Source organism: Pseudomonas sp. HN2, assembly GCF_020736465.1.
Classification (GTDB): domain Bacteria; phylum Pseudomonadota; class Gammaproteobacteria; order Pseudomonadales; family Pseudomonadaceae; genus Aquipseudomonas; species Aquipseudomonas moraviensis_A.
The window spans coordinates 5,534,816-5,557,195 of sequence record NZ_CP085885.1; the positions used below are offsets into that span (position 1 = coordinate 5,534,816).

19 protein-coding genes are annotated in these 22,380 nt (G+C 62.0%); 6 read left to right on the forward strand and 13 right to left on the reverse strand.

Annotated features, from left to right (window positions below):
* Nucleotides 1-12: 12 nt before the first annotated feature.
* The 4 genes from LIS66_RS24640 to LIS66_RS24655 all read left to right on the forward strand — a co-directional run bounded on the left by LIS66_RS24640 (nucleotide 13) and on the right by LIS66_RS24655 (nucleotide 4,579).
* Nucleotides 13-2,439: a TonB-dependent siderophore receptor gene (locus LIS66_RS24640; protein WP_227973208.1), complete on the forward strand. Its 2,427-nt coding sequence runs from the start codon at nucleotides 13-15 to the stop codon at nucleotides 2,437-2,439.
* 74 nt (nucleotides 2,440-2,513) lie between these two features.
* A complete protein-coding gene (locus LIS66_RS24645) occupies nucleotides 2,514-3,644 on the forward strand; it encodes a PepSY-associated TM helix domain-containing protein (protein ID WP_227973209.1) in 1,131 nt (376 codons plus the stop codon).
* A complete protein-coding gene (locus tag LIS66_RS24650; protein ID WP_016772844.1) occupies nucleotides 3,641-3,820 on the forward strand; it encodes a hypothetical protein in 180 nt (59 codons plus the stop codon). Before LIS66_RS24645 ends, LIS66_RS24650 begins: the two co-directional genes overlap by 4 nt.
* A gap of 129 nt (nucleotides 3,821-3,949) precedes the next feature.
* Nucleotides 3,950-4,579, forward strand: a complete 630-nt coding sequence (locus LIS66_RS24655; RefSeq protein WP_227973210.1) for a glutathione S-transferase — start codon at nucleotides 3,950-3,952, stop codon at nucleotides 4,577-4,579.
* A 178-nt stretch (nucleotides 4,580-4,757) separates the two neighbouring features.
* On the opposite strand, the gene creD is transcribed toward LIS66_RS24655, so the two are convergent.
* From creD to LIS66_RS24675, 4 genes are all read right to left on the reverse strand, one after another.
* Nucleotides 4,758-6,125: a cell envelope integrity protein CreD gene (gene creD, locus LIS66_RS24660; protein WP_227973211.1), complete on the reverse strand. Its 1,368-nt coding sequence runs from the start codon at nucleotides 6,123-6,125 to the stop codon at nucleotides 4,758-4,760.
* A gap of 232 nt (nucleotides 6,126-6,357) precedes the next feature.
* Entirely contained in the window at nucleotides 6,358-7,776 is a 1,419-nt protein-coding gene (creC, locus tag LIS66_RS24665) for a two-component system sensor histidine kinase CreC (protein WP_227973212.1), read from the reverse strand.
* Nucleotides 7,776-8,456, reverse strand: a complete 681-nt coding sequence (gene creB / locus LIS66_RS24670) for a two-component system response regulator CreB (protein WP_064365307.1) — start codon at nucleotides 8,454-8,456, stop codon at nucleotides 7,776-7,778. Before creB ends, creC begins: the two co-directional genes overlap by 1 nt.
* 69 nt (nucleotides 8,457-8,525) lie before the next feature.
* Complete coding sequence (locus LIS66_RS24675; RefSeq protein ID WP_065616526.1) at nucleotides 8,526-9,032, reverse strand: ATP-dependent zinc protease; 507 nt, start codon at nucleotides 9,030-9,032, stop codon at nucleotides 8,526-8,528.
* A gap of 333 nt (nucleotides 9,033-9,365) precedes the next feature.
* Here LIS66_RS24675 and LIS66_RS24680 point away from each other — a divergent pair, with 333 nt between their 5' ends.
* Nucleotides 9,366-10,253 (forward strand): acyltransferase, encoded by an 888-nt coding sequence (locus LIS66_RS24680; protein WP_064365309.1) that lies wholly within the window; start codon nucleotides 9,366-9,368, stop codon nucleotides 10,251-10,253.
* Nucleotide 10,254: 1 nt separating this feature from the next.
* Here LIS66_RS24680 and LIS66_RS24685 read toward each other — a convergent pair whose 3' ends face one another.
* The 9 genes from LIS66_RS24685 to LIS66_RS24725 form a co-directional block, all read right to left on the reverse strand.
* Nucleotides 10,255-10,812 (reverse strand): DUF2780 domain-containing protein, encoded by a 558-nt coding sequence (locus LIS66_RS24685; RefSeq protein WP_090286962.1) that lies wholly within the window; start codon nucleotides 10,810-10,812, stop codon nucleotides 10,255-10,257.
* 187 nt (nucleotides 10,813-10,999) lie between these two features.
* On the reverse strand, nucleotides 11,000-12,199 hold the full coding sequence (fdhA, locus tag LIS66_RS24690; protein ID WP_016772834.1) for a formaldehyde dehydrogenase, glutathione-independent: 1,200 nt from the start codon (nucleotides 12,197-12,199) through the stop codon (nucleotides 11,000-11,002).
* A gap of 176 nt (nucleotides 12,200-12,375) precedes the next feature.
* The gene (gene purU / locus LIS66_RS24695) at nucleotides 12,376-13,233 is read right to left on the reverse strand and encodes a formyltetrahydrofolate deformylase (RefSeq protein WP_039757644.1); all 858 of its coding nucleotides are present in this window, start codon (nucleotides 13,231-13,233) and stop codon (nucleotides 12,376-12,378) included.
* A gap of 234 nt (nucleotides 13,234-13,467) precedes the next feature.
* Nucleotides 13,468-14,100, reverse strand: coding sequence for a sarcosine oxidase subunit gamma (locus LIS66_RS24700; RefSeq protein ID WP_016772832.1), 633 nt, complete (start codon nucleotides 14,098-14,100; stop codon nucleotides 13,468-13,470).
* A 160-nt stretch (nucleotides 14,101-14,260) separates the two neighbouring features.
* Nucleotides 14,261-17,278, reverse strand: a complete 3,018-nt coding sequence (locus tag LIS66_RS24705; protein ID WP_227973213.1) for a sarcosine oxidase subunit alpha — start codon at nucleotides 17,276-17,278, stop codon at nucleotides 14,261-14,263.
* Nucleotides 17,275-17,604 carry a sarcosine oxidase subunit delta gene (locus LIS66_RS24710; RefSeq protein ID WP_016772830.1) on the reverse strand — a complete coding sequence of 110 codons (330 nt, stop codon included), beginning with the start codon at nucleotides 17,602-17,604 and terminating at the stop codon, nucleotides 17,275-17,277. Before LIS66_RS24710 ends, LIS66_RS24705 begins: the two co-directional genes overlap by 4 nt.
* Before the next feature lie 14 nt (nucleotides 17,605-17,618).
* Complete coding sequence (locus LIS66_RS24715) at nucleotides 17,619-18,869, reverse strand: sarcosine oxidase subunit beta (RefSeq protein ID WP_016772829.1); 1,251 nt, start codon at nucleotides 18,867-18,869, stop codon at nucleotides 17,619-17,621.
* Nucleotides 18,870-18,890: 21 nt separating this feature from the next.
* Entirely contained in the window at nucleotides 18,891-20,144 is a 1,254-nt protein-coding gene (gene glyA / locus LIS66_RS24720) for a serine hydroxymethyltransferase (protein WP_042606644.1), read from the reverse strand.
* Nucleotides 20,145-20,400: 256 nt separating this feature from the next.
* Nucleotides 20,401-21,111: a TraX family protein gene (locus LIS66_RS24725; protein ID WP_227973214.1), complete on the reverse strand. Its 711-nt coding sequence runs from the start codon at nucleotides 21,109-21,111 to the stop codon at nucleotides 20,401-20,403.
* Between the two features lie 126 nt (nucleotides 21,112-21,237).
* Here LIS66_RS24725 and LIS66_RS24730 point away from each other — a divergent pair, with 126 nt between their 5' ends.
* The gene (locus LIS66_RS24730) at nucleotides 21,238-22,278 is read left to right on the forward strand and encodes a low specificity L-threonine aldolase (RefSeq protein ID WP_227973215.1); all 1,041 of its coding nucleotides are present in this window, start codon (nucleotides 21,238-21,240) and stop codon (nucleotides 22,276-22,278) included.
* Nucleotides 22,279-22,380: the final 102 nt, after the last annotated feature.

Sequence of the window (22,380 nt, forward strand, 5' to 3'; positions counted from 1 at the left end):
AGGAGCCGCCGTATGTCCCGTTCGCCAGACACCTTGTTGCGCCCCAGTCTGCTGGCTTTTGCCATCGCTTTCGGCACGCCGCTGATCAGCACTGCGTTGCTCGCCGCTGAGCAAACGTCCAGCGTGCGCGCCTACAACCTGCCGGCGGCGCCGCTGTCGACCACGCTGAACCAGATCGCCAGCCAGGGCGGCCTCGCCCTGTCGCTCGATCCGGCACTGGCAGCAGGCAAGACCTCGGCGCCGGTCAACGGCCAGTACGACGCCGCCGGCGCCCTGCGCGCGGCTCTGCGCGGCAGCGGTCTGCAACTGGAGCAAAGCAGCGCCGGCACCTACACCCTGGTGGCGGTGCCTGAGGGCACGCTGGCCCTGCCGGAAACCTCGGTCATCGGCGTGGAAAATCTGGAAAGTGCCTGGGGTCCGGTCGAAGGCTACACCGCGACCCGCACCGCCGCCGGCACCAAGACCGACACCGCACTGGTCGAAGCACCGCGTTCGATCTCGGTGGCGACCCGTCAGCAGATGGACGATCGCAGCGTGCACAGCCTCGATGACGCGGTGCGCTACATGCCGGGCATCACCGCCAGCAGCTACGGCAGCGACACCCGCGCCGACTGGCTGCGCGTACGCGGTTTCGAGCCGACCCAGTTCCTCGATGGCCTGCCGCTGCCAAAAGGCGTGTACGCCAACCCGAAACAGGAAACCTGGAACCTCGACCGCCTCGCCCTGCTTCGTGGCCCGGCCTCGTCGGTGTACGGCCAGACCCCGCCGGGCGGTTTGCTCGACATGGTCAGCCGCCGCCCGAGTGCCGAGGCCAGCAACGAAATCCAGCTGCAGTACGGCAGCGACAACCACCGCCAGATCAACTTCGCCAGCACCGGCAAGATCGATGACGCCGGGCAGTTTCTCTATGGCCTCAGCGGCGTGGTGCGCGACAGCGGCACGCAGGTCGACCACGTCGACAACAAGCGCTACAACATTGCGCCGAGCCTGACCTGGAACATCGACGACGACACCCGATTCACCCTGCTGAGCCAGTTCACCCGTGACGACACGGGCATCACCAGCCAGTTTCTGCCGATCCAGGGCACGAAGATCAATTCGCCGTTCGGCGACATTTCCCATCACAAGAATCTCGGCGATCCGGATTGGGAATACTACGACCGCACCTACTATGCGCTGGGGTACGCCTTCGAACATCGGCTGAACGATGTCTGGCAGTTCAAGCAGAACCTGCGCTATACCAAGTCGGACCTGTCGTTCCAGTCGCTGACGCCCGGCTCCTACCCGTTCACCATCGTGGATGAACAGGGCAACGTCGGCCGCACCAGCACCAGCGTCGATGAAGACATCAGCCAGTTTGCCGTGGACAACAACTTCCAGGCCGACTTCGCCACCGGCGATATCCGCCACACCTTGCTGCTGGGTCTGGATCACCAGCGCAACAACACCAACTACACCTCGATTTTCGGTGATGGCCTGCCGACCAACGTGATTACGCCAATCTACGGCCAGCCGATCGTACGTCCGGCGCGCTCCACTGCGTTTTACGACTACAACCAGAAGACCTATCAGACCGGCCTCTACGTGCAGGACCAGATGGCCCTCGATCAGTGGCGTCTGACTCTTGGCGGTCGTGAAGACTGGGTGCACACCAGCACCAAGTTCATCAACCAGAGCGATGCGACCAATACCCAGCGCGACAAAAAATTCAGCGGCAACGCGGCGCTCAGCTACGTCTTCGACAACGGCTTCGTGCCGTACCTGTCCTACGCCGAGTCATTCCAGCCGACCACTGGCGCCGATGTCACCTCAACCGGCTCGCTCAAGCCGACCGAAGGCAAGCAGTGGGAACTGGGCATCAAATACCAGCCGCCGGGCAGCAAGACCCTGCTGACCGCCGCCGTGTATGACCTGACCCAGAAGAATGTCGCGGTGAGCACCTTCGTCAACAACGTCTCGGTGACCAGTCAAACGGGTGAAGTGAAGGTCAAAGGTCTGGAACTCGAAGCCGTGTCCGATGTGACCGATAACCTCAAGGTCATCGCCGCCTACACCCTGGCCAAGTCCGAAGTGCAGAAAGGCGTCGACAAGGGCAACCGCCTGCAACTGATGCCCAACCAGCAAGCCTCGCTGTGGACCGACTACACCTGGCACAGCGGCGTGCTTGACGGTTTCGGCGTTGGCGCCGGCGTGCGTTACACCGGCAACACCTACGGCGACAAGGCCAACACCTGGCTGGGCAAGGCCGATGCCTATACCGTGTTCGACGCCAGCGTGCATTATGATCTGGGCCGTCTGGACAACAGCCTTAAAGGTGCGTCGCTGGCAGTGAACGCGACCAACCTGTTCGACAAGGACTACATTTCCACCTGCGACAGCTTCTACTGCTACTACGGCGACCAGCGCAGCGTCGTCGCCAGCGCCACTTACAAGTGGTAAGCCGGTGAGCTGAAACAGGCCCTGTTACCAGGCCGTCCGCACCGGGCGGCTTTGGTGTTTTTGAAGGTCATGCAATGAAAAGTAAAACCATCCGCCGCTGGTCGTTCATCCACACCTGGACCAGCCTGATCTGCACGATGTTTCTGCTGATGCTGGCACTGACCGGTCTGCCGCTGATTTTCAGCCACGAGATCGATCATCTGCTGGGCAACGCCCCGCAGCTGCGCGAGATGCCGGCCGACACGCCGCAACTCAACCTGCAGCAACTGGTCGACGCCGCGCAGAAACATCGCCCGGGCGAAGTCATGCAGTACTTCGGCTATGACGACGAGGACCCGAATGCGGCGTTCGCGATCATGGCGAAAACTGCCGACACCGAGCCGAACGCTTCGCACACCTTCATGCTCGATGCGCGCACAGGCGAAGCGCTGGAAACCCCGTCGGCCAACGGTGGTTTGATGCTGTTCATCCTGCGCCTGCACGTCGACATGTTTGCCGGGCTGCCGGGCAAGCTGCTGCTGGCGTTCATGGGGCTGCTGTTCGTCGTGGCCATCGTCTCCGGCACGGTGCTGTACCTGCCGTTCATGCGCCGCTTGAAATTCGGCACCGTGCGCCAGGACAAGTCGACCAGGCTGCGCTGGCTCGATCTGCACAATATGATTGGCGTCGTGACCCTGACCTGGTGCCTGGTGGTGGGCGTGACGGGAGTGATCAGCGCCTGCGCCGACCTGCTCATTGCCGCGTGGCGCAACGACGCACTGACCACCCTGATCGCACCGTATCGCGACGCACCGCCGCTGACGCAACTGGCCCCGGCCACGCGCTTGCTCGACATCGCCGAGCAAGTCGCCCCGGGGATGAAGCCGGATTTCATCGCCTTCCCCGGCACACGCTTTTCCAGCGAGCATCATTACTCGGTGTTCATGAAGGGCGGCACGCACCTGACTTCGCACCTGCTGACACCGGTGCTGATCGATGCCACGACCTTGCAGGTCACCGCCGTGGCCGAACGGCCGTGGTACATGGACGCCATGGGCATGTCGCAGCCACTGCATTTTGGTGACTACGGCGGCATGCCGATGAAGATTCTCTGGGCGACGCTGGATGTGCTGACGATCATCGTTCTGGCCAGTGGTGTGTATCTGTGGGTGGTGCGGCGCAAGGCGAGCAAGCCTGTGCTGGAAACGGCGGAGGCCTCGGCATGAAGCCGCGTCAGTCGAGTTTCTGGAAAGTCTTCAGCACACCGATCGTCATCGCCCTGCTCAGTGCGGCAGGGCTGTTTGCGGCATTGCTGGGGGACGGGATCTGGGATGCGTTGAGCTGGGTCGGCCTTGGTGTGCCCGCATTTCTGGCCATAAGAGGCTTTCTGCCGCGAAGCTGAAATCCTTGTAGGAGCTGCGGAACGCTGCGATCTTTTGCTTTCAAAAGCAGAATCAAGATCAAAAGATCGCAGCGTTCCGCAGCTCCTACGGCTAATCTCCTGCTCTTCGCCGACCACCGAGGTTCATCCATGTCCGCCCCCAGCATGACCCTGTACCACAACATCCTGTCGCCCTTCGTCCGCAAGGTCATGGTGCTGCTGCACGAAACCGGTCAACAGGATCGTGTCGCGCTGCAGGACTGTGTGCTCAGCCCGGTCAGCCCGAACACGGCGCTGATCGCCGACAACCCTTTGAGCAAAATCCCCGCCCTGCGCCTGGCCGACGGCAATGTCATCCATGACAGCCGCGTCATCCTTGAGTACCTCGACCAGCAGCATGTCGGCAATCCGCTGATCCCCCGCGAAGGCGCGGCGCGCTGGCGGCGGTTGACCCTGGCGTCGATGGCCGACGGGATCATGGATGCCTCGGTGATGGTGCGTTATGAAACCGTCCTGCGCCCGGTGGAAAAACACTGGGACGAATGGCTCGACGCCCAGCGCGACAAGATCCGCCGTGCCCTCGCCGTGCTGGAGAGCGAGGCGATTGCCGAGCTGACCAGCCATTTCGATGTTGCGGCGATCAGCGTGGCCTGCGCACTGGGCTATCTGGACCTGCGCTTCCCGGACATGGACTGGCGCGCGGCCAACCCGCTACTGGCCAACTGGTATTTCGAAGTGAGTCAGCGGCCGTCCATGCTGGCGACGATGCCCAAGTCCTGAATTGGTGGCGCCTGTTCGGCCCCCATCGCGAGCAGGCTCGCTCCTACAATTGACCGCATTCCCCTGTAGGAGTGAGCCTGCTCGCGATGGCCCCTCCTCGGTTTCACAGGCAAAAGCCCGATAAGCCGCATCAGCAATCCATCCCTCCAAAGCTGATCCTCGCGCAAGCCCAACCCGCTCATCGCATCGCCTCCACATCAAACTCCAGCGGCTTGGCCGACTTCGCGCCAATCCCGTACCAGTCGAGTTTGCGCGTCAGCACCATGAACACCCCGAGCAGACCGAACAGCATCAGCGAGCCCATCAGCAGCGCGTAATCCTCGGCGCTGAGCAAGCCGTACAGCAGGCCATACAACGCCGCCAGCCCGGCCGAAAAACTCAATCCATGCCGCGCACTGCGCAGGACGTGGCTGACATAGAAGCCGATCAACAACACGCAACCACTGGCCGACAACAGATACGCCAGAGCAAAACCGATGTGTTCCGACAGCGACAACAGCAGCAGGTAAAAGAACGCCAGTGCGACACCGACCAAGGCATATTGCACCGGGTGCACCGCCAGGCTCTTGAGCACTTCGAAGAGGAAGAAACCGGCGAAGGTCAGGACGATGAACAACAGCGCGTATTTGATCGCCCGATCGCTTTTGAGGTACTGATCCACGGGATCGATGAAACTGACGCCGAAGCTGCGTCCGTTGAGTGCGTCACAGTCGCCAGCGACACAACGCTCCATTGCCTCTTGCAGGTTGGTGGAGAAGAACGAGGTCTGCCAGTCGGCGCTGAACCCCTGATCGGTGATCTCGCGCTTGGCCGGCAGGAAGTTGCCGACGAAGCTGGGGTGCGGCCAATTGGCAGCGAGGCTGACGCTGCTGGTCTTGCCCACCGGCACCACGCGCAGCGAACCGGTGCCTTGCAGGCGCAGGTCGAAGCCGAATGTCAGCTGCGTGGCTTTACTGGCGTCGAGGGCCGGGAGGGTCACATGCACGCCCTCACCAATCCAGGCCACTTCGCTGCCAGGCACGAAATCCAGCTGCTGGCCAGCGAACTCGAGTTTCAGCGCGTTTTCGATGCCGCGAATGTCGCTGATACCGACGGCGAGAAACGGTGCGTCGAATTGATAATCGGCAAAATTCTCCTTGATGCCCAACTGTGCCGGCAGGGAAAAATGCCCGTCGATACGGTTGTCGGCGTGGAACAGCCGCGCCTCGTAAATCCCACGTTTGCGCAACTCGGTCTGCACCTGGCCGTCGAGTTCGAAGCGCTCCGGCAGAAAGTACAGACGCCCGCGCGCCTCGCTGATGTCCTCGTAGCGCTTGTTGGTTTTTTCGTTGGTCTTCCAGGTGCGCACAATCTTGCGATAGGGCACCACCATCACCGGCCCGGTCAGTTGCTGGCTGTAACTGGAACTGCGGGCGATGTCTTCGAGCACACCGTCGCGCAGTTGCTGACGCTCATCGATGATGCCGTCGATCATCAGCAACGGGATCAGCAACAGCAGGATCAGCAGGGCAATCGCGCCGAGCTTGATGGTCAGATTCTTGTTCATGGGACTCTCCCTGTTTGGATGGGAGGAGTCTGGTGATGCGGTGTGGAGGGAATGTGTGGGGAATATGGAGATTGTGTGGAAACACATGCCCTGTGGCGAGGGAGCTTGCTCCCGCTCGGCGACGCAGTCGTCGCAACCGGTGTCGGTAATACACCGGAATAAACCGAGGTGTATGGATTGGGGGCTGCTTCGCAGCCCAGCGGGAGCAAGCTCCCTCGCCACATCGATCACTTCAAGGCAGGCGCAACGCTACCTCAACGCCATTTTCGACATTGCCAATGCGCATCGCCCCGCCATGCAACTTGACTACTTCCTCAACGAAGTTCAGCCCCAACCCGGTGCTCTTGCGCCCACTGTCCGGCCGCGGCAATGAGTAGAAGCGCTCGGTCAATCGCGGCAAGGCGTAATCGGGAATCGCCGTGGTCTGGTTGAACAGGCGAAACTCGACCTGCTCGCCAACCCGCTCGGCACTCAAGCGCAACAGGCCCTGCGCCGGGGTGAAATCCAGTGCGTTTTCCAGCAGGTTGCCCAAGGCCTGACGCAGCAGAAACGGCTCGCCAATCAGCAGCAGTTCCTCGCCGATCGTTTGCTCGATACGCAGGTGCCTGCCCTCGATTCGCGCCGCCTGCGCCTTGAGCAGTTCTGCGACCAACAGCGCCAGCGGCACTGCCACCCGTTCCTCCAGCCCTTGGCGCTGTTCGACCTGCGCCAGATTGAGCAGGCGCTCGATCAACTGCTGCATCCGCGCGCTTTCGCTGTCAATGTTGGCGACAAAACGCAAACGCTGGACGGGCGGCATATCACTTTGCAGCAACTCCGCCGCACCTCGAATCGCCGCCAGCGGACTTTTCAATTCATGGGTCAGGGTGTGCACATAGCGCTCGACGTAGGCCTTGCCTTCGAGCTGCGTGCGCATCTGCTCGACCGCCATCGCCAATTGCTCCAGTTCGCCGCCGCGATAGTGCGGCACTTCCACGCGTCGGCCTTCGCTCACCGCCTGGGCATAACCGGTCAACCGGTGCAGCGCACGACTCAGCCACCACGACAGCAACGCACCGAACAGCAGACCGAGGCCGATCAGCCCGGCGCCGTAAAACAACAAGCGCCGCTCGGTGCGATCGACATAGGGCTGCAGCGAGCTGTTGGGCTTGGCCACGGTAACCACGCCGATGATCTTGCCGTTGTCACGGATCGGCGCGCCGACGTGCATCACCGAGGAATTCGCGTCGTCAGGATCGCTACGGCTGGAGCGCGCGCCGTACTCGCCGCGCAGGGTCAGGTAGACGTCGTTCCAGCGCGAATAATCCTGGCCGACGGCGACGCCGCTGGAGTCGAGCACGACGATGCCCTTGGCGTCGGTAACGTAGATGCGATGGTTGACCTGATTCTTCGGCAAGCCCCAGATCATCGCTTGCGGCTGCCGCTCGCCATAGGCGCGGAGCAATTGCGGCCAGCGGTTCTCGCTGAGGGTGCCGGCCTTGAAATCGTCACGGAGGATTTCCGCCATCAGGTTGGCGGTATCCACCAGCGTCTCTTCGGTGGACTGACGTACGCCGGGGCGGATTTCTTCCATCACGGTGTTAAGGACGAAATAACCGGTCAGGCCGACAAACAGCACGTACACCAGAAAGATCCGCAGGCCCAACGACATCAGCTGTGCACCGGGCTGTAGCTGTAACCGAGGCCGCGATGGGTCTGGATCGGCTCAGCCTCGGCACGTACCAGACGCAACTTGGCACGAACGCTTTTGATGTGGCTGTCGATGCTGCGCTCGTAACCGGCATCAGCAGCCACGCCCAGTGCATCGAGCAATTGCTCGCGGCTGAACACGCGTTCGGGTTGTTCGAGCAGGCATTGCAGCAGACGGAATTCATGGCGGGTCAGGCTCAGCGGCTGGCCGCGATAGCTGATCTGCACGCGTTCGGGATCGATGCGAAACAGCGTTGCGCCTGCTTCCGGGGTCGGGCGCGGCGCCATGCGCTTGAGGATGGCTTTGACCCGCGCCGCCACTTCACGCGGGCTGAACGGTTTGACGACGTAATCGTCGGCGCCGATCTCGAGGCCGACCACACGGTCGATCTCGGCATCGCGGGCGCTGAGAAACAGCACCGGCACTTCAGTGAAGCGCCGCAGCTGCTTGCAGGTTTCGAAGCCGCTGATGTCCGGCAGGCCGATATCGAGAATGATCAGGTCGGCCGGGGTCTGCCGCTGATGCTCCAGCGCCGCCGCGCCGAGGCTCAGCCACGTGGTAGTGAAGCCCTCGCCCTGCAAGGCAAAAATCAGCGTGTCGGCAATCGCCGCTTCGTCTTCGACAATCAGGATGTGCGGCATGGCGTCCGAGCCCGTGGCAGTTGGTGCGCGAACGGTGCCCCAAGCCCGGGGTTACGTCAATCAGACCACTTAGCAGTCAGGCTTGTCGGCGGTGTAACGCCGCGCCGGATTGACCGCCGCGCCGAACTCGCGCAAGGCCTTGGCGCCGATCAGCAGCGGGTAGTTGAAGTGGCTGCGGTCGGTCAGGTTGACCTCCACGGTGCGCTTGACGTTGCCCAGGCACAGTTCCAGATCGACCACCGGGCGCTTGGCGACATCGCTGGCGTCGCGCTCGTCATCGTCCTCGTCGGAACGGCTTTTGATCTTGCTGATGCGCGCGACCTTGTGTTCGAAAACCTTGTTGCTGGCGTCCTTGGTGGCGAGGCGGAAACGCACCCAGTCTTCGCCATCGCGGGTGAAGGTCTCGATGTCCTTGGCCGACAGCGAGGCGGTCAGCGCACCGGTGTCCATCTTGGCCTTGAGCACTTCGCCGCCGATTTCCGGCAGCGCGATGTATTCGTAGCGACCGTACAGCGTCGGCTCGGCGGCCATGACCGGCAGCGCTACGAGGGCAAACAGAGCAAGGAGGGATTTCACGTAAGGGGCTTCCTGAAAGAGTGGGCTCAGCGCCAGATTCTAGACCGCGCAAATGTGCGGAAGTTGGAGTAGCGCCAACCTCTGTGGCGAGGGAGCTTGCTCCCGCTCGGCGACGCAGTCGTCGTAAAGCCTGATTTGCGACTCTACTGGCACACCGAAGCGCATGTGCCTGGGGCTGCTTCGCAGCCCAGCGGGAGCAAGCTCCCTCGCCACAGGGTTGCGCATCAGCGCTGAAGACTACGCTTTAAAAGTGAAACATTCGTCAGCGCCGATTTGGCCTGTCGCGCGAAGCTGCTTATCATGGCCCGCCCCTGCCACTTCATAGAGTTGCTTATGCGCCGCCTGCTCACCGGCTGTTTGGTCACCCTGCTGTTGTTGCTCAACACCCTGATTCTGATCGGGCCGTTGATGGTGTTTGCCCTGCTCAAGCTGATCGCGCCCGGGCGCTGGCGTGATTACGCATCGTGGGCGGTGATGTGGATTGCCGAGACCTGGGCCGAGATCGACAAGCTGATCTTCCGGCTGTGCATCCCGACCCAGTGGGACATTCGCGGCGGCGACGATCTGCGCCGCGACACGTCATATCTGGTGGTCAGCAACCATCAATCCTGGGTCGACATTCCGGCGCTGATCCAGACCCTCAACCGGCGCACGCCGTTTTTCAAGTTCTTCCTCAAGAAAGAGCTGATCTGGGTGCCGTTTCTTGGCCTGGCGTGGTGGGCGCTGGATTACCCGTTCATGAAGCGCTACACCAAGGCCTTTCTGGCGAAGAACCCGGAACTGGCGGGCAAGGATCTGGAAATCACCAAAGCCGCTTGCGAGCTGTTCAAGCGCCAGCCAGTGACGGTGGTGAATTATCTGGAAGGCACCCGCTACACCCTGGCGAAAAGCACCCAGCAGGACTCACCGTTCAGCCACCTGCTCAAACCCAAGGCCGGCGGTGTGGCGTTCGTGCTGGCGGCGATGGGCGAACAGCTCGACGCGATGCTCGACGTGACGGTGGTGTATCCGCAGGAGAAGATTCCGGGCTTCTGGGACCTGATCAGCGGCAACGTGCCGCGGGTGATCATCGACATCAAGACCCGCGAACTCGACCCGGGGCTGTGGCAGGGCGATTACGAGAAAGATCCGGCGTTCCGCCAGCGCGTCCAGAACTGGGTCAACCAGCTCTGGACCGAGAAGGATCAGCGCATCGTCGCGTTGCGCAACGAGCGCCGCTGACTCAACTGCCGGTGCCGGTGCCCCAGATGTTGCCGAGGCTGCTCAACAGCGAACCGCCGACGCCCTGCTGACCGAGGTATTGCAGGAGCACCGGGGCAAACTGGCCGATCATGCCGCTGTCCATGCCCAGCGCGCTGAACGCGTTGTTCAGGTCGTTGCTGTCTTTGACATTGCCCAGCGCATTCTCAAGGCCAGCGGACTTGCCGGACGAACCGAGCAACGCCCCGAGCGCCGCCAGATTGCCGCTGCCACCGGACAATTTGTCGATGCCCGGCACTTCCTTGGCCAGTTGCGAATAGTCGGTGCTGCTCAACTGATTCTTCGCCAGCCCGAGCATCGCGCTGGTGCCGCCTACGGCCTGCTCCGGCGTGACATCCAGCGCACTGAGGGCGCTGAGCAAACCGGCGGTCTCCGAGGTCGGCGCCGCAGCGGCCGCCTTGTCACCGCCCTGCATCCCCGAAACCGCACCAGCGACGTCGTTCAGACTGAAACCGGCAAACACCGGCCCGGCGGCCAGGGTCAGGAGCGATGCCAAAGCAAAACCGCGTGAAATCTTCATTCAGACATCCTCTTGGGAAAAGCTGCCACCGGACAACGGCGACGAAACTGCCGGTTTGACCGGGGATCCGGTGGCATGTTCCGGGCTGCAGGTCCATTCTCAGCCACGGCTCGTCGAGAAAATGTGAAACGCGCGACCATAAAAAAACGGCGACCCTGAGGTCGCCGTTTTACGTTTCGGAAAAACCCTACGCCGCACTAAACAACTTGTGCGGGTCGATCACAAACTTCTTCGGCACACCCGCATCGAACTCGCCATAACCTTCCGGCGCCTGGTCGAGGCTGATCACTTGCACGCCCACCACTTCGGCGATATTGATGCGATCCCACATGATCGCCTGCATCAGTTGGCGGTTGTACTTCATCACTGGGGTCTGACCGGTGTGGAAGCTGTGCGACTTGGCCCAGCCCAGGCCGAAGCGAATGCTCAGGCTGCCCATTTTCGCAGCAGCGTCGACGGCGCCCGGATCTTCGGTGACGTACAGGCCCGGGATGCCGATCTTGCCGGCAACGCGCACCACGCCCATCAGTGAGTTGAGCACCGTAGCCGGGGCTTCGGCCTTGACGCCATCGTGGCCGTGGCCGCGGGCTTCGAAACCGACGCAGTCCACTGCGCAGTCGACTTCAGGTTCGCCCAGCAGTGCGGCGATCTGTTCGTGCAGCGGGGTGTCCTTGGACAGGTCGACGACTTCAAAGCCCTGGGCCTTGGCGTGGGCCAGGCGGATGGTGTTGACGTCGCCGACGATCACCACCGCCGCACCGAGCAAACGTGCAGACGCCGCAGCGGCCAGACCGACCGGACCGGCGCCGGCGATGTAAACGCTGCTGCCCGGGCCGACGCCGGCAGTGACCGCGCCGTGGTAACCGGTCGGGAGGATGTCGGAGAGGCAGGTCAGGTCACGGATTTTCTCCATGGCCTTATCGCGGTCCGGCAGTTTCAGCAGATTGAAGTCGGCGTACGGCACCAGCACGTATTCAGCCTGGCCGCCGGTCCAGTCGCCCATGTCGACGTAGCCGTATGCGCCGCCGGCACGGGCCGGGTTGACGGTCAGGCAGACGCCGGTATGTTGCTCTTTGCAGGAACGGCAGCGCCCGCAAGCCACGTTGAACGGAACGGAGACCAGATCGCCGATCTTCAGGTTCTCGACGTCAGAGCCCTTTTCGATCACCTCACCGGTGATCTCGTGGCCCAGCACCAGACCGGTCTGCGCCGTGGTCCGGCCGCGCACCATGTGCTGGTCGGAGCCGCAGATGTTGGTGGAAACCACTTTGAGAATGACCCCGTGCTCGATCTTGCGACCGCGCGGGTCCTGCATTTTCGGGTAGTCGATTTTCTGTACTTCGACCTTGCCAGCGCCGAGATACACCACACCACGATTGCCAGACATGCTTTCACCTCACTGTTGTTTTTATGGAACTGCGCTGCCCAGGCAGGCAGCGCGTTAAGTGCTCGGGTTACTGCTTGTTGGTTTTGCGTTGTTTGTTATGGCCCTATCGCGAGCAGGCTCACTCCTACATTGGAATGCGTACCCCTTGTAGGAGTGAGCCTGCTCGCGATAGCTATCTAAAGAACGACCGTACGATTGGCGTTGAGAAACACCCTCCGCTCAATGTGATACCCAACGGCCCGCGCCAGCGTCAGGCCTTCGATATCGCGCCCCTTGGCGATCAGATCCTCGGGATAATGACTGTGGTCCACCGCCTCGACGCCCTGGGCAATGATCGGCCCTTCATCGAGGTCGTTGTTGATGTAGTGCGCCGTTGCGCCAACCAGTTTCACGCCCTTGTTGTAAGCCTGGTGATAAGGCTTGGCGCCCTTGAAGCCCGGCAGCAGCGAGTGATGAATGTTGATCGCCTTGCCGTCGAGCTTGCGGCACAGCTCCGGCGACAGCACCTGCATGTAGCGGGCGAGGATCACCAGTTCGGCACCGGCCTCTTCGATCACCTGCCAGACCTGACGCTCCTGCGCCGGTTTGTCATTGGGGTCGAGAGGGAAATGGTAGTAGGGAATCTGGTGCCAGTCGGCCAGCGGTTTCAGATCCGGATGGTTGGACACCACCGCCGCCACGTCCATCGACAACTGGCCGATGCGCTGGCGGTAGAGCAAGTCATTGAGGCAGTGATCGGCCTTGGAGACCATGATCACCACTTTCGGCCGGTAGTTCGGCGCGGTCAGCTCGAAGAGCATGCCGAACGCCTGCCCGCGCTCGGCAAGGCCTGCGCGGAAAGATTGCTCGTCAAAACCGTCTGGCTGGCGGAATTCCACGCGAATGAAGAAACGCCCGGAGAGGCGGTCATCGAACGAGTGGTGCTCGGTCACATAACAGCCCTGCTCGAACAGAAAACGCGTCACCGCGTCCACCGTGCCGAGGACGCTGGGGCAGTCGGCGGTCAGAATCCATGTGTCTGGGGCGCGGCTCATGGTGCGGTGACTCCTGTTTTTTGTGCGGGGTGTCAGGGTTTTCCCCTCACCCTAGCCCTCTCCCAGAGGGAGAGGGGACTGACCGTGGTGCTCTTTCGAGCTACGCCGACCTGAAATATCGCGGGTGAATATAGATCACAAAAACACCCGAGATCGGCTCCCTTTCCCCCTCGCCCCGTTGGGGGCGGTCCGACGTTTCGGGAGGGCTGGGGTGAGGGGGTAGCTCTTGATCTTTCAGGCCTGGACGCTAAGGCCGTACTCAGCCGACGCATCCTGCAACCACAACCACCAGTAATCCGAGAAGCTGCGACGAATCAGCAATTCCCAAGTGTCTTCGGCGGTATGACGAATCATCAGCTGCGACTTGGCGAACACCGTGCCCACCGCTTTACCGACCGGGAAGTTGTTCGGGTGCACGTCGTAGCTGGTGGATTTCATCAGCACCTGACGCACGTTCGGCCCGCTCAGTTCGAGGATCTGCTGGCCGCCGCTGACGTTGACGATAGCAATGTGCAGATCGCCCAGCGCTTCGCGCAGTTTCTGCTCCGCAGCGAATTCTTCCCCGCTCGGGACGATCAGCAGCCACTCGTCCGGGCCCATCCATTGCAGGCTGGTTTCGCCTTTGACGATCACGCTCAGAGCGCCGGGCAATTCAATGCCCAGCGCCTTGTGCACACCGGCAGCGAACGCTGCATCGTGACCATCGCCACGAATGGTCAGGTGGCCGAGGAGTTTCTTTTCCCGCACGATCACCCCGGCGTTCTTGCGGCCCTTGCCGACCAGGCTGGCGAGGTCGGCATGGTGCAGCGACGACTCGGCACGGGCACCGGTGGTCGGGCGTTGTTGGTACACGTTGGCTGTGGTCATAAAGCACCTTTGCTGAATTCTGACTTGAGCCCTGTGTAGGCAGATCTACCGCTATCGCGAGCAGGCTCACTCCTACAAGGGGTACGCGATCACCTGTAGGAGTGAGCCTGCTCGCGATGAAGTCACCGCGGTGCGACTGCACTCCCCAGGAGCCGAACCATCAAATATTCTGGCGATCACCCTTCGGATCGAAGAACACCGAAGAAACGATTTCCGCCTCGATCACGCTGCCATCGGCCAGCGGTGCGAACACCCGCTCGCCCATGCGCTTGAGACCGCCCTTGACCACACCCATGGCAAACGAATAACCGAGGGAGTTGTGCGCGTAGCTCGAGGTGACGTGGCCGACCATGGTCATCGGGATCGCCTGCTTGGTGTTGAACACCAGCTGCGCACCTTCCGGCAGCCATTTGGTCGGATCGACCGGCTTTAGGCCCACCAGCTGCTTGCGCTGATCCTTGACGCAATCTTCGCGGTTCATGCCGCGCTGGCCGATCCACGAGAACGGTTTGGTGCGACCGACACACCAGCCCATGTTCAGGTCGTCCGGGGTCATCGAACCGTCGGTGTCTTGACCGACGATGATGAAACCCTTCTCGGCCCGCAGCACGTGCATGGTTTCGGTGCCGTACGGGGTCAGGTTGTACTGCTTGCCGGCCTCGACGATTTTCTCCAGCACGCCCATCGCGTAGTCGGCCTGCACGTTGACTTCGTACGACAGCTCACCGGTAAACGAGATACGAAACACCCGTGCCGGCACGTCGCCGACCAGACCTTCTTTCCAGGTCATGAACGGGAACGCTTCGTTGCTCAGATCAATGTCAGTCACGGCGCTGAGCAGCTTGCGGCTGTTCGGCCCGGACAAAGTCATGGTCGCCCAGTGGTCGGTGACCGAAGTGAAGTACACCTTCAGGTCCGGCCATTCGGTCTGGTGATACAGCTCCAGCCACTGCAGTACGCGCGCGGCGCCGCCGGTGGTGGTGGTCATGACGAAATGGTTGTCGGCCAGACACGCGGTCACACCGTCGTCGAAGACCATGCCGTCTTCCTTGCACATCAGACCGTAGCGAGCCTTGCCCACGTCGAGCTTGGTCCAGGCGTTGGTGTACACGCGGTTGAGGAACTCACGGGCATCCGGGCCTTGAATGTCGATCTTGCCGAGGGTCGACGCGTCGAGCAGGCCGACGCTGTCGCGCACGGCTTTGCATTCACGCTTGACCGCCGCGTGCAGGTCTTCGCCGTTTTTCGGGAAGTACCACGGACGCTTCCATTGACCGACGTCTTCGAATTCGGCGCCGTTCTTCACATGCCAGGCATGCAGCGCGGTGTAGCGCACCGGTTCGAAGATGTGCCCACAGTGCCGACCGGCCACGGCGCCGAAGGTCACCGGCGTGTAGTTCGGGCGGAACATGGTGGTGCCCATCTGCGGGATGGTCACGTTCAGCGAACGGGCGGCAATGGCCAGGCCGTTGACGTTGCCGAGCTTGCCCTGATCGGTGCCGAAGCCCAGCGCGGTGTAGCGCTTGACGTGCTCGACCGACTCGAAACCTTCGCGAGTTGCCAGTTCGATGCCACCGGCGGTGACGTCGTTCTGGAAGTCGACGAATTGCTTCGGTGCACGCGCAGAGTTCTTCTCGTGCGGCACCTGGAACAGTGCCAGGGTTGGTTCTTCGAGACGGCTCAGGGCTTTCGGCAACACGCCTTCGACGGTCTGGAAACCGGCTTCAGCGGCCGCGCGCACGCCACCTTCGAAACCGTCGGCCAGCGAATCGCCGAGCGCGTAGACGCCGTTGATACCACCGACGCACACGCGTTTCTGCGGTGCTTCACCCGGTACGAAACCGAGAATGTCTTCACGCCAGACCGGTTTGCCGCCGAGATGCGAGGCCAGGTGGACCACCGGGCTGTAACCGCCGGAACTGGCAACCAGGTCGCAGTCGAGCCATTCGCCCGGGCTGGTCACGGCGTGTGCCTTGACGTCAATCGCGGCGACGCGGGCAGCGGTCACACGCTTGCTGCCACGCACTTCGATGACGGCGCTGCCGGTGAGGATGCGAATGCCTTTGGCGCGCGCCTCTTCGACCAATGCACCGCGCGGATTGCTGCGTGCATCAGCGATGGCGACCACTTGCAGACTGGCATCGAGCCAATCCAGAGCGACGCGATAGGCGTGGTCGTTGTTGGTGCTGAGGACAAGTTTTTTGCCCGGTGCGACGCCGTAGCGACGCACGTAAGTCGACACCGCGCCGGCGAGCATGTTGCCCGGCACATCGTTGTTGCCATAGACCAGCGGACGCTCGTGGGCGCCGGTCGCCAGTACCACACGCTTGGCGCGGACGCGGTGGATGCGCTGACGCACCTGACCGATCGGCGCGCGGTCGCCGAGGTGATCGGTGAGGCGTTCGTGAATGGTCAGGAAGTTGTGGTCGTGGTAACCGTTGACCGTGGCGCGCGGCAACAGCAGCACGTCCGGGGTGTTCTTCAATTCAGCGATGACACTGGCGACCCACTCCATCGCCGGTTTGCCGTCGAGGCTTTCGCGGGAATCGAGCAGGCTGCCGCCGAACTCTTCCTGCTCATCGGCAAGAATCACGCGGGCACCGCTGCGCGCAGCGGCCAGGGCAGCGGCGAGACCGGCCGGGCCGGCGCCGACAATCAGCACGTCGCAGTGCTGGTTCATGTAGTCGTAGGTGTCCGGATCGTTCTCGGTCGGCGAACGGCCGAGACCGGCAGCCTTGCGGATGTACTTCTCGTAAGTCATCCAGAACGACTGGGGATACATAAAGGTTTTGTAGTAGAAACCCGGCGGCATCAGCTTGCCGCCGACCTTGCCGAGAATGCCCATCATGTCGTTGTTGACGCTCGGCCAGCCGTTGGTGCTGCTGGCGACCAGGCCCTGATACAACGCCTGTTGCGTGGCGCGCACGTTGGGAATCTGCGTGGCTTCAGTGGCACCGATCTGCAGCACCGCGTTCGGCTCTTCGGAACCGGCGGCGAAGATGCCGCGAGGACGCGAATACTTGAAGCTGCGGCCGATGATGTCGACGCCGTTGGCGATCAGGGCAGCGGCCAGCGAGTCGCCTTCATAGCCTTTGTAGGTCTGGCCGTTGAAGGTGAAGCTCAGCACTTTGTTGCGGTCGATCCGTCCACCGTTGGACAGGCGATTGGTCTGGCTCATACCTTCTCTCCCAGCGCCGTCGTGGCTGTTTTCGCAGTGCCAGCCTTGTCGGTGAATTGCGGCTTCTCGCCGATCTTGTAGCTCTCGAGAATCTCGTAGGTCACGGTATCGCGAGTGACGTTGAAGTACTGGCGGCAACCGGCAACGTGGTCCCACAGCTCATGGTGCAGACCGCGCGGGTTATCGCGGAAGAACATGTAGTCGCCCCACTCTTCATCGGTGCAGGCGTTCGGATCCAGCGGCCGCGGAATATGCGCCTGTCCGGATGCGTGGAATTCCTCTTCGGAGCGCAGTTCGCCGCAGTGAGGACAGAAGATGTGCAACATAGGGATTTCTCCTGTTAGTGGGCGACGGCAGCAGCGCCGTGTTCGTCGATGAGCGCGCCGTTGTGGAAACGGTCGATGGAAAACGGTGCGGCCAGCGGGTGCATTTCACCCTTGGCCAGACTCGCGGCAAACACGTTGCCCGAACCCGGTGTGGCCTTGAAGCCACCGGTGCCCCAACCGCAGTTGAAGAACATGTTCGGCACCGGCGTTTTCGAGATGATCGGGCAGGCGTCCGGGGTGGTGTCGACGATGCCGCCCCACTGGCGGTTCATGCGTACCCGGGACAACACCGGGAACATCTCGACGATGGCCTGAATGGTGTGTTCGATCACCGGATACGAACCACGCTGGCCGTAACCGTTGTAGCCGTCGATACCGGCGCCGATCACTAGGTCGCCCTTGTCGGACTGACTGATGTAACCGTGCACGGCGTTGGACATGATCACGCTGTCGATAATCGGCTTGATCGGCTCGGACACCAGCGCTTGCAGCGGGTGGGATTCGATCGGCAGGCGGAAACCGGCAAGCTTGGCCATGTGCCCGGAGTTACCGGCAGTGACCACACCGACGCGCTTGGCGCCAATGAAACCCTTGTTGGTCTCAACGCCGATGCACACGCCGTTTTCCTTGCGGAAACCGATCACTTCGGTCTGCTGGATCAGGTCCACACCGAGGGCATCGGCGGCACGCGCGAAGCCCCAGGCCACGGCATCGTGACGGGCGACGCCGCCGCGACGCTGAACAGTTGCACCCATGATCGGATAGCGGGTGTTTTTCGAGCAGTCCAGGTACGGAATTTCGTCAGCGACCTGCTTGGCGTCGAGCAGTTCGCCGTCGACGCCGTTGAGGCGGTTGGCGCTGACCCGACGTTCGGAATCACGGATGTCCTGCAGGGTGTGGCACAGGTTGTAGACGCCGCGCTGGGAGAACATCACGTTGTAGTTGAGATCCTGCGACAGGCCTTCCCACAATTTCATCGCGTGTTCGTAGAGGTGCGCCGACTCGTCCCACAGGTAGTTGGAACGCACGATGGTGGTGTTGCGCGCGGTGTTACCGCCGCCCAGCCAGCCCTTCTCGACCACGGCGACATTGGTGATGCCGTGCTCCTTGGCCAGGTAGTAGGCCGTCGCCAGGCCGTGCCCGCCGCCGCCGACGATGACCACGTCATAGACTTTTTTCGGCGTGGGCGTGCGCCACATGCGCTGCCAGTTTTCGTGGTGGCTGAGCGAGTGTTTGAACAGGCCGAAGCCGGAATAGCGTTGCATAGTCATTACTCCAGAACCGACTCAGCGATAAACCGGGAAGTCTGCGCACAGGGCCGAGACCTGCTGGGCGACATTGGCCTCGACATCGGCGTCGCCGAGGTTGTCGAGGATGTCGCAGATCCAGCCGGCGAGGGTTTCGCACTGGCTGACCTTGAAGCCGCGAGTAGTCACCGCCGGGGTGCCGATGCGCAGGCCCGAGGTGACGAACGGCGACTGCGGGTCGTTCGGCACGGCATTCTTGTTGACGGTGATGTGCGCGCGGCCCAGTGCAGCGTCGGCGTCTTTGCCGGTCAGGCCCTGACGGATCAGGCTGACCAGGAACAGATGGTTGTCGGTGCCGCCGGAGACCACATCGTAGCCGCGCTTGATGAACACGCTGGCCATCGCCTGGGCGTTGTCGATCACTTGTTGCTGATACGCCTTGAAGCCAGGCTCCAGCGCTTCCTTGAAGCACACCGCTTTACCGGCGATGACGTGCATCAGCGGGCCGCCCTGGGCGCCGGGGAATACCGCGGCGTTGAGCTTCTTCTCGATCTCTTCGTTGGACTTGGCCAGGATCAGCCCGCCACGCGGACCGCGCAGGGTCTTGTGGGTGGTGGTGGTGACCACATCGGCGTACGGCAGCGGATTCGGGTACAGACCGGCGGCAACCAGACCGGCCACGTGGGCCATGTCGACGAACAGCAGCGCACCGACCTTGTCGGCGATCTGGCGGAAGCGCGGGAAGTCCAGCGTCTTCGAGTAAGCCGAGAAACCGGCAACGATCATTTTCGGTTTGCACTCGACGGCCAGACGCTCGACTTCGTCGTAGTCGATCAGCCCGGTGTCGGTGTTGATGCCGTACTGCACGGCGTTATAGAGCTTGCCCGAGGACGACACTTTCGCGCCGTGGGTCAGGTGACCACCGTGAGCCAGGCTCATGCCGAGAATGGTGTCGCCTGGCTGGATCAGCGCCAGGTACACGGCGCTGTTGGCCGAGGAGCCGGAGTGCGGCTGGACGTTGGCGTAATCGGCGCCGAACAGTTGCTTGGCGCGCTCGATGGCCAGTGCTTCGACTTTATCGACGTGCTCGCAGCCACCGTAGTAGCGCTTGCCCGGATAGCCTTCGGCGTATTTGTTGGTCAGGCCGCTGCCTTGCGCTTCCATCACGCGCTTGCTGGTGTAGTTCTCCGACGCGATCAGCTCGATGTGATCTTCCTGACGTTGCTCCTCGGCATTCATCGCCGCCAGCAGTGCATCGTCGTAACCCTGGATCTGGTCTTGCTTGCTGAACATCGCGTCTCTCCCAGCGGCATCTGTGCGCCATTCGTCTCGGTAAGGCACCGGCAGTGATGGCAGTGCCCTTTGATGCGATGGTATGACCGGCGCAGACAGCTCAAATGCCTGCGGACGCCACGCAAAGGTGCGTTTACGACATGGCTGGAAATGACTGCAGAATGCGTTCCCCCTGTAGGAGCTGCCGAAGGCTGCGATCTTATGACTTTGACTTTGAAGATCAAAAGATCGCAGCCTTCGGCTGCTCCTACAGGGGTTATGCGATCAACTGGCGGGCGGCGAGCAGCAATAGAAAATGCGCGGGATAGAGTGCGTAAGCCCAGCGCCGCATCGGTGGTGGCCGGACATGTCGCCCATGTCGCAACAGGAACATTCCAAGCATCGGCGCAAACAGACACGTCGCCAGACCGAGCATCGCCACGCTGTTGCCGAACCGCGCCGATTCGAGCAGCACTTGCCATTGGTTCGCAGCCAGACAAACCAGCCCGGGCAACAGACTGAGATACCACGGCCGGCGAAAGACCAGCAGCATCGCCAACGGCAGCAGCACGCCGAAGAAACCGAACATCAGTCGCTCTGAAAAAACCATCGCGACCACCAGCGCGGCCAGTGCGAGCAATCGCGCCACCGACGCAGAGTCCTGCCAAGCGCGGGCCACCAGCAGGCCCAGTGCCAGCGTCGGCATCACGTTCAAGGTGTCAGGTTCGGGTATGTACAAGCGATAAGGAATTTCGCTGACGGCGCTGAACAGCAAGAGCCAGCCCAGATAGCGCCACTCCATCCTCCGCGAGCCGTCGCGTGCCAGGTTCGCCGCCATCGCCAGGCAAAACCAAGGAAACGCCAGGCGCCCGGGCACATACAGCCAGTCGACGGAGAAGCCGACATATCGCAGGTGATCGAGCAACATGCTCAGCAGCGCCAGCCACTTGAGCAGATCCAGGGCACCGTCGCGTGGGCTTAGGTGCATAATCGGCCCATAAACTGGTAATTTTCTGCACCCGACATCACATGTGCTCCCCGGAAGATCTTCGGTAAAGTGCGCATCCTCATTGACCACGAGCCTTCACAAGAGTCTCGATTACGGAAGCCGGCCATGACCGACAAGAGCCAACAATTCGCCAGCGACAACTATTCCGGTATCTGCCCTGAAGCCTGGGCCGCCATGGAGCAGGCCAACCACGGCCACCAGCGCGCTTACGGCGACGATGAATGGACCGCGCGCGCGGCCGATCATTTCCGCAAACTGTTCGAAACCGACTGCGAAGTGTTCTTCGCCTTCAACGGCACCGCCGCCAACTCGCTGGCCCTGTCGTCGCTGTGCCAGAGTTACCACAGCGTGATCTGCTCGGAAACCGCCCACGTTGAAACCGACGAATGCGGCGCTCCGGAATTCTTCTCCAACGGCTCGAAGCTGCTGATCGCCGGCACTGAAAACGGCAAGATCACCCCGCAATCGATCCGCGAAGTGGCGCTCAAGCGCCAGGACATCCACTACCCGAAACCGCGCGTGGTAACCCTGACCCAGGCCACCGAAGTCGGCAGCGTCTACACCCCGGAAGAAGTCCGCGCGATCAGCGTCACCTGCAAGGAGCTCGGCCTGCACCTGCACATGGACGGCGCACGCTTCTCCAACGCCTGCGCATTCCTCGGCTGCTCGCCTGCCGACCTGACCTGGAAGGCCGGCGTCGACGTGCTGTGTTTCGGCGGCACCAAGAATGGCATGGCAGTCGGTGAAGCGATCCTGTTCTTCAACCACAAACTCGCCGAAGACTTCGACTACCGTTGCAAGCAGGCCGGGCAACTGGCATCGAAAATGCGCTTCCTTTCGGCACCGTGGGTCGGCATTCTGGAAAACGACGCATGGCTCAAATACGCCCGCCACGCCAACCACTGCGCGCAACTGCTGGCAGAGCTGGTCAGCGACATTCCCGGCGTCGAGCTGATGTTCCCGGTGCAGGCCAACGGCGTGTTCCTGCAACTGTCCGAGCCGGCAATCGCCGCCCTGACCGCGAGGAACTGGCGCTTCTACACCTTCATCGGCAAAGGCGGCGCACGCTTCATGTGCTCGTGGGACACCGAAGAGGAGCGCGTGCGCGAACTGGCGCGCGATATTCGCGAAGTGATGTCGGCCTGATCCCAAACCGGCGGATTGATCGCAAAAGCGATGCCCCTCACCCTAGCCCTCTCCCGAGTGTTCTGGTCAAACGATACTGGACACGGTTATAGGGTTTGGTCA

Excerpts from the sequence above, each read along its gene's own strand:
- LIS66_RS24640 (WP_227973208.1), top strand. The coding sequence starts at position 13 with ATGTCCCGTTCGCCAGACACCTTGTTGCGCCCCAGTCTGCTGGCTTTT.
- LIS66_RS24645 (WP_227973209.1), top strand. The coding sequence starts at position 2,514 with ATGAAAAGTAAAACCATCCGCCGCTGGTCGTTCATCCACACCTGGACC.
- LIS66_RS24650 (WP_016772844.1), top strand. The coding sequence starts at position 3,641 with ATGAAGCCGCGTCAGTCGAGTTTCTGGAAAGTCTTCAGCACACCGATC.
- LIS66_RS24655 (WP_227973210.1), top strand. The coding sequence starts at position 3,950 with ATGTCCGCCCCCAGCATGACCCTGTACCACAACATCCTGTCGCCCTTC.
- creD (WP_227973211.1), bottom strand. The coding sequence starts at position 6,125 with ATGAACAAGAATCTGACCATCAAGCTCGGCGCGATTGCCCTGCTGATC.
- creC (WP_227973212.1), bottom strand. The coding sequence starts at position 7,776 with ATGTCGTTGGGCCTGCGGATCTTTCTGGTGTACGTGCTGTTTGTCGGC.
- creB (WP_064365307.1), bottom strand. The coding sequence starts at position 8,456 with ATGCCGCACATCCTGATTGTCGAAGACGAAGCGGCGATTGCCGACACG.
- LIS66_RS24680 (WP_064365309.1), top strand. The coding sequence starts at position 9,366 with ATGCGCCGCCTGCTCACCGGCTGTTTGGTCACCCTGCTGTTGTTGCTC.
- LIS66_RS24685 (WP_090286962.1), bottom strand. The coding sequence starts at position 10,812 with ATGAAGATTTCACGCGGTTTTGCTTTGGCATCGCTCCTGACCCTGGCC.
- fdhA (WP_016772834.1), bottom strand. The coding sequence starts at position 12,199 with ATGTCTGGCAATCGTGGTGTGGTGTATCTCGGCGCTGGCAAGGTCGAA.
- purU (WP_039757644.1), bottom strand. The coding sequence starts at position 13,233 with ATGAGCCGCGCCCCAGACACATGGATTCTGACCGCCGACTGCCCCAGC.
- LIS66_RS24700 (WP_016772832.1), bottom strand. The coding sequence starts at position 14,100 with ATGACCACAGCCAACGTGTACCAACAACGCCCGACCACCGGTGCCCGT.
- LIS66_RS24705 (WP_227973213.1), bottom strand. The coding sequence starts at position 17,278 with ATGAGCCAGACCAATCGCCTGTCCAACGGTGGACGGATCGACCGCAAC.
- LIS66_RS24710 (WP_016772830.1), bottom strand. The coding sequence starts at position 17,604 with ATGTTGCACATCTTCTGTCCTCACTGCGGCGAACTGCGCTCCGAAGAG.
- LIS66_RS24715 (WP_016772829.1), bottom strand. The coding sequence starts at position 18,869 with ATGCAACGCTATTCCGGCTTCGGCCTGTTCAAACACTCGCTCAGCCAC.
- glyA (WP_042606644.1), bottom strand. The coding sequence starts at position 20,144 with ATGTTCAGCAAGCAAGACCAGATCCAGGGTTACGACGATGCACTGCTG.
- LIS66_RS24725 (WP_227973214.1), bottom strand. The coding sequence starts at position 21,111 with ATGCACCTAAGCCCACGCGACGGTGCCCTGGATCTGCTCAAGTGGCTG.
- LIS66_RS24730 (WP_227973215.1), top strand. The coding sequence starts at position 21,238 with ATGACCGACAAGAGCCAACAATTCGCCAGCGACAACTATTCCGGTATC.